4 protein-coding genes are annotated in these 5,832 nt (G+C 48.6%); all 4 read right to left on the bottom strand.

Annotation, left to right across the window (positions count from 1 at the left end; translation table 11 throughout):
• Positions 1-291 precede the first annotated feature (291 nt).
• A complete protein-coding gene (gene mutY, locus HMPREF2626_RS03060; protein WP_070617284.1) occupies positions 292-1,539 on the bottom strand; it encodes an A/G-specific adenine glycosylase in 1,248 nt (415 codons plus the stop codon).
• 1 nt (position 1,540) lies between these two features.
• Entirely contained in the window at positions 1,541-2,584 is a 1,044-nt protein-coding gene (recX, locus tag HMPREF2626_RS03055) for a recombination regulator RecX (RefSeq protein WP_083294316.1), read from the bottom strand.
• A gap of 505 nt (positions 2,585-3,089) precedes the next feature.
• Positions 3,090-3,806 carry a hypothetical protein gene (locus tag HMPREF2626_RS03050; protein ID WP_070617282.1) on the bottom strand — a complete coding sequence of 239 codons (717 nt, stop codon included), beginning with the start codon at positions 3,804-3,806 and terminating at the stop codon, positions 3,090-3,092.
• Positions 3,807-4,089: 283 nt separating this feature from the next.
• On the bottom strand, positions 4,090-5,634 hold the full coding sequence (locus HMPREF2626_RS03045; protein WP_070617280.1) for a ClC family H(+)/Cl(-) exchange transporter: 1,545 nt from the start codon (positions 5,632-5,634) through the stop codon (positions 4,090-4,092).
• Positions 5,635-5,832 lie beyond the last annotated feature (198 nt).

The following is a 5,832-nucleotide window of genomic DNA, read 5'->3' as shown; positions in this document are numbered from 1 at the left end:
CTGCTCTGGCGACTTGCTCCAGTGAACGAAAGCTAAGCGCCAAGTCTCACACCCTGTTCTAGTCGGGTTCAACTTGGCAGGCTTGGAGTGATTTCACAAGTCAGAAACGAGCGAATGCTTCGCTCTTATTCTGACTTGCTCCAATCATCCAAGCCTAGACGCCAAGTCTCACACCCTGTTTTAGTCGGGTTCGCAAGAGCAAACTTGAAGTGACTTCATCCAATCGAAACGATCGGCTAAAGCCGCTCTTTTTCGTTTGGGCTCCAGTCATTCAAGTCTAAGCGCTCTTGCTCACACCCTGTTTTTTTCATAGGCTTGCCATATTTTCATTTGGACGGTGGGGAAGGCGTGTTGGGTCATGTCGCTGAGTTTGAGCCAGGACCAGTTGCTGGCTCCTTGCTTGGATAGGCGGTCGATGACTTGGTCAGCGTCTTCCTTTAGCTGGCCTTGGTAGACCCGTATATGCCAGACTTGGTGGCTGAAGACGTGTTTGACTTCGGCGAGCTGGCGCTTGTAGAAGATGGGGCTGACATGGTAGTGGGCTTGGCTCTCCGCAAGCAAGTTGTCATAAATGGCTTGGTCATCTTCAGCCACTTGGTCAGCAAAAAGGGGGCCCAGTTGACCGGAGCTTTCAGCAGGCTGCTGGCGTTCAAGCAAAGGAACCGTCCACAACTTGGCTAACAAACCTGTCTCTGGTCGCTGGCAGATCAGGACACGTCCAAGCTTGTCTTCCAAGACCAAGGCATCATAGTAGTAATGCTTGGCCTTGGCTTTTTTACTCTTGACAGGATAATCCAAGGTCGTCCCCGTTAAAGTCGATAGGTTGAAGTCTCTTAGAGGGCTAGCTTCAGGATTAGGATCCTTGGCCCTTTGATAACTCGAACCTAGGTCCATAATGGCTTGGTTGAAGTCACCTGGACGTTTGGGATCCACGAGATACTGGCCCAATGCCTGAAAAATCTTCCGGTTCTTAGCCTGGGCAATGTCTGCGCTCACTGTAAAAAGCCGGGCGAAGACCCGCATGGCATTGCCATCGATAGCTGGTGTCACGACATTGAAAGCAATCGAAGCGATGGCCCCTGCTGTATAAGGACCAATCCCCTTAAGTGATTGGATTTCCTTTAAGTCACTGGGGAATCCACCATCATAATCGTCCATAATGGTTTGGGCAGCCGCCTGCATATTGCGAACCCGAGAATAATAACCCAATCCTTCCCAGGCCTTTAATAGGTCCGCTTCTTCAGCTTGAGCCAAAGCCTTAACATCTGGAAACTTTTGCATAAAGTTCTGATAGTAAGGGATAACCGTGTCCACTTGGGTCTGTTGGAGCATGATTTCAGAGACCCAGACGGCATAGGCTGATTTCGATTCGCGCCAAGGAAGGCTGCGGCCATGTTGGTCATACCAATCCAGCAAAGCGGTCTGAAACTTCTCATTAGTCTTAGGCCCCCAGACTTGGACGCCATGGATATCTGGGCCCAAGTCTTCAATTGCACTCCGCCCCAACCAATCTTCGGGCTTATGGTCTTGTATCTGCAAATTATCCCTCTTCCTTCTCCATCACTTGGTCTAGCCATTGCTTAATCGCCCCTGCTTCAAAGCCCCTCCGGTAAAGCTGTTGTTTGACTTTAAAATAGCGTTCTTTAGGGTCTAGGCGGCGGTACTTGCGCCAGTACTTCTGGCCTTGCTGGTCCAATTTATCATCTTCTAGATCGTCATCAACAAGGTCTTGACTCGCTCTTTGGACCGCTTGCTTGGCTGCATCACTATCGAAGCCCTTCTGCATCAAATAACGCACTGTGCGCTGTTCACTATCGCGCTGGGCATATTTTCGCATTTGTTGCTTCAAACGTTTAGCCGCCAGCTCTTCAATATTGTCCTGGGCAGTTTGGTCATCATACTCCTCCAGAGCTTGTTGGATGGTCGACTCGCTGAGGCCCTTTTCCTTTAGTTTGCGCTGAATTTGACCGGGCCCCTTCTTCTGCAGGCGCATAGCCGTCCGGGTATAGGACTGGCCATAAACCAAGTCATCGACGAGTCGCAGTTCTTTTAAGCGCTGGATAGTTTGGTCAATCACCCCTTCAGGCCAATCATCACGCTGGAGCCGTTGACGGATCTCCTTCTCCGAACGCAATTGATGACTCAGATAATTCACTGCTGTCTGATAGGCCTGGGCAGCGGCTTCAGCTACTTGGATCTCAGCTACTCGCTCAGCACTTAAGACCTGACCCTTGGCCAAAGCAAACTTAACCAGGGTCGCTTCACTTACAGGAAAGGCATAGCTTTGGTTGAGATAAATATTAAAGCGATGTTTGCGCCGCTTTTGCGCTTCAATCTTGGTGATTTCACCGGACAGCTCTGCTTCTTCAGACTTTTCCTGGTCATTGTCTGTTCGCGGAGGCTGCGGTTTTTGATCTATTTTTTTGGCTTTCAGTGCTTGCGCTGCTTGGACCAAATCTTGAGCCTGGCGGGGCTTCGCCTTCTGTTGACTTGCTTTCTTAGCCTGATCAGCGGAGGGTTTTTTCACATGATCGCCGGATAAGTCTGAGAGCCGCACTGGGCCTTGGTAGTTCTTCTTTGCCATAGCTGAGCCTCCTTTCACTATAGAGTCTGGGACAAAAGATCTATCCTCTTTTTTAATAACAAACTTCTTTCAAAAATCTGTTCCAAAAGTCAGTCCTGACACCCACTTCATATAGGGTGAGAGGGAGCGCGGCTAGAAGTGGACCTCTGGAGCAAAGAGTCAAAGAAGACTGAAAGTCTTCGGCGGATTTTTGTGAAGAGGAGCCACTTCTGCGCGACCGAACCCGACTATCAGGGTGAGAGCAAGACCGGTTAGACTTGAATGACTGGAGCCCAAACGAAAAAGAGCGGCTTTAGCCGATCGTTTCGATTGGGTGAAGTCACTTCAAGTCTGCTCTTGCAGCCTCAACCTCGAACTATATCCAAGCCTTGCTCAAGGCTTGGATATAATTCGCGGACAGTTGCTATAGCTGTTCGACGCGCAGCGAGTTACAGATATCGTAAGCGTTAGCTGATTCAGGCCTAAACGACTTTTGTCATACTCTCCTACTATAGCACACTTTAATCTAATGGATAAAGTCTAAGACCCGTTCATGCCAGAGCTCCAGCTGTTCACTGTAACGCTCCCTATGGATGTCTTCAGCTGTTTGGTAGAGCTCACTAAATTGGTCAGAAGCTTCAGTGTAGAGCATTCTTTGGAAGAGGTGACTATTCTCTAAATCTTCTATTTTGAAATAAGGGGGCTGCTTAGGCGTATGCAAGAGAACCGACATATTGAGAAAAACCCAGCTTAAATAAGCCTGTCTAACCAGGTGAATAAAACGGCTAGGACGCACGTCGAGGGTTAGGTGAATATTGGTCATCCCCTCCACAATGGTGTGGCGACTCTTCTCCTTCAAGTTAGGCAGACGGTAAACCTGATGGAGAGCTAGCCAGGAAGGACTACCCCGCTTAACAGATTTCAAAGGAACAAAAATTAAATCCGCGCTCACGACAGGCTGAAAAGGTTTCTTTGTCAGTTTCTGATGGAAGAACTGTTCCTTAGCCATCCGCTCGCTATAATTCTGGATCAGGATTTCCGGCTTTGATTGGGTCCTAAAGATTGACCCGTCACTACATACCACCAAGGTACGACCAGCCTTGCGGTCAGCATCTGCTTGGTAGTGGAGATAGACCACCTGTTCGCGAAGATTCAGCGTCTTTACACGTTTAGCTCGCTTGTAAAGAGCTTCAAGGTCCTCGGTCACAGAAAAATTGGCCACCAAAGTCTGAGTTCCTAACATTACAAGTATACCTCCAATTAATCGTATTTTATCGTCTAAAAACATAAAATTTTAGACACTTATAGCCTAGCAAATTTTTATTCCATCTGGGGATTTTTCATGAAAGATTTACATTTCTTTTACCTAAAAATTACATAAGCCAACCATTGCTTAAGCAACCCTTTTATAAAATGTTTGCCAAATAAAAAGAACAAGCACTTTCTAAGCGCTCGTTCTTTTAGACGAATCATTACTTATTTTCTTTTGCGATACATTATTGTTTCGTCTCTATAAAATACTTGGCCTAGGTCTTGGCAGCCTCTCGGAAAAGCTTCTTGGTAGCTGCTAAATGATCCTTGGAGGTCACAATCAGGAGCCGGTCTTTGGCTTGGATGGTAGTTGCCCCCTTAGGCACAAGGCTGGCCCGACCGCGCACAATAGAAGCGATGAGAATTTCTTGGGGGAGGTCCAGTTCGGCTAGTTTCTTCCCCGCTAGCGAAGAAGTCAGGGGCACATCAAACTCCAAAATAGCGGCTTCCTTTTCTTTATGGTCTTGGGGGAGAGGCCGCATACGGTCATAGAGGCTATCGTAGATAGGGGCCACCTTGAGGGCTTCTGCAAGCAGATAAGCTGTGATGGCCACAATGGCTACAGGCAGGAAGTTCTGCAAACTCCCCACCATCTCTAGGACAAGAACCATGGAAGTTAGTGGCGAACGGACGACTGCCGTCAGGACCCCTGCCATGCCTAGAACGACAAAATTAGCTAAGAGATCAGGATCTAAATCGATAAATAGGCTGAAAACTTGGAAGCTGGCTGCCCCAGTCAAACATCCCATCACGAGGGTGGGCAAGAAGATCCCGCCCGGTGTGGAAGTCCCATAACAGAAACAGGTGAAGAGTAGTTTTCCGACGAGGACTAGGATTAAGCTTTTAAGGGGCCAAGGCATCTCTAAATACTGGTAGACCAAGTCATGCCCGCTACCCGCCAAGGCGGGGAAAGCCCACACAATAAGCCCCGTTAAGAGAAACCCTAGGGCAATCCGAACCACAACATTTGGGAAGTGCTTCTGTAAAAAACGCTGGAACGCTAAAAGAACCTGATTGAAGGTCGTCCCCACTAGGGCTGTCACAAGACCCAGGATAATAATTAAGTAATAACTAGTTTGGGGAAGAAGTTGGTCCATTTTGATCGCAAAGGATGGGGTCAAGCCAAAGACCCACTTGGATACCAGGTCGGCACTGATGGATGCCAAGAGAGCAGGAATAAGAATAAAGGGGGAGATATTCTTATGGACTTCTTCAACCACAAAAAGGGTCGAGGCAATCGGTGCATTGAAGGCAGCTGACAAGCCGGCGCTGGCTCCCGAGGTTAGAAGGATACGCTGGCTCAGGTCGCCATGCTTGCGCCATTTAGTATAGGCCTTGCTGATTGCCGCCCCGATCTGGATAGATGGCCCTTCCCGCCCCAGGGACATCCCCGCTAGCATGGCCATAAATCCCCCCAGATATTTAGAAAAGAGCGTGGGCAGAGGCCGCATAGACATCTCACCCAAAAGTTCGCCTGACACCTGGGGAATCCCAGACCCACTGGACAGGGGCGCCAATTGGACGAGAATACCCGTTAAGGCCCCCATTATCCCTAAAAATAAAAAAAGACCAATTAGCCAAGGAAAATTCGTCATCTGGTAGAGAGCCTGCTGCCAGGTCCCAGCATAAGTCAGGATATAGCGGTAAGCCACCGCCCCTAAACCAGCCAGGATCCCTACCAAGATCCCCTCCGCGGCTAGCGCCAACTTCGAGCTCGATTGTTTGAAAGCAGCGCTCAATTGTTTTTGATTGGATTCCAACACAATCCCTCCTTGAAATAAACTACTCTTAGTATAGCACAGGCAAAAGCTTTGTATTTGTTAAAAAAGGGTGTGAGACTTGGCGTTCAGGCTTGGATGATTGGAGCAAGTAAGGATAAGAGCGAAGCATTCGCTCGCTCCTTACTTGTGAAATCACTCCAAGTCTGCCAAGTCGAACCCGACTAAGCAGGGTGTGAG

The sequence above is a fragment of the Aerococcus sp. HMSC062A02 genome (assembly GCF_001809535.1).
GTDB lineage: Bacteria > Bacillota > Bacilli > Lactobacillales > Aerococcaceae > Aerococcus.
Note: the sequence above shows the minus strand (reverse complement) of the source record. Positions and strands in the feature narration are given on the sequence as shown.

Bases quoted from the DNA above. Each gene is read 5' to 3' on its own strand.
- HMPREF2626_RS03050 (WP_070617282.1), bottom strand. From the start codon at position 3,806: ATGTTAGGAACTCAGACTTTGGTGGCCAATTTTTCTGTGACCGAGGAC.
- recX (WP_083294316.1), bottom strand. From the start codon at position 2,584: ATGGCAAAGAAGAACTACCAAGGCCCAGTGCGGCTCTCAGACTTATCC.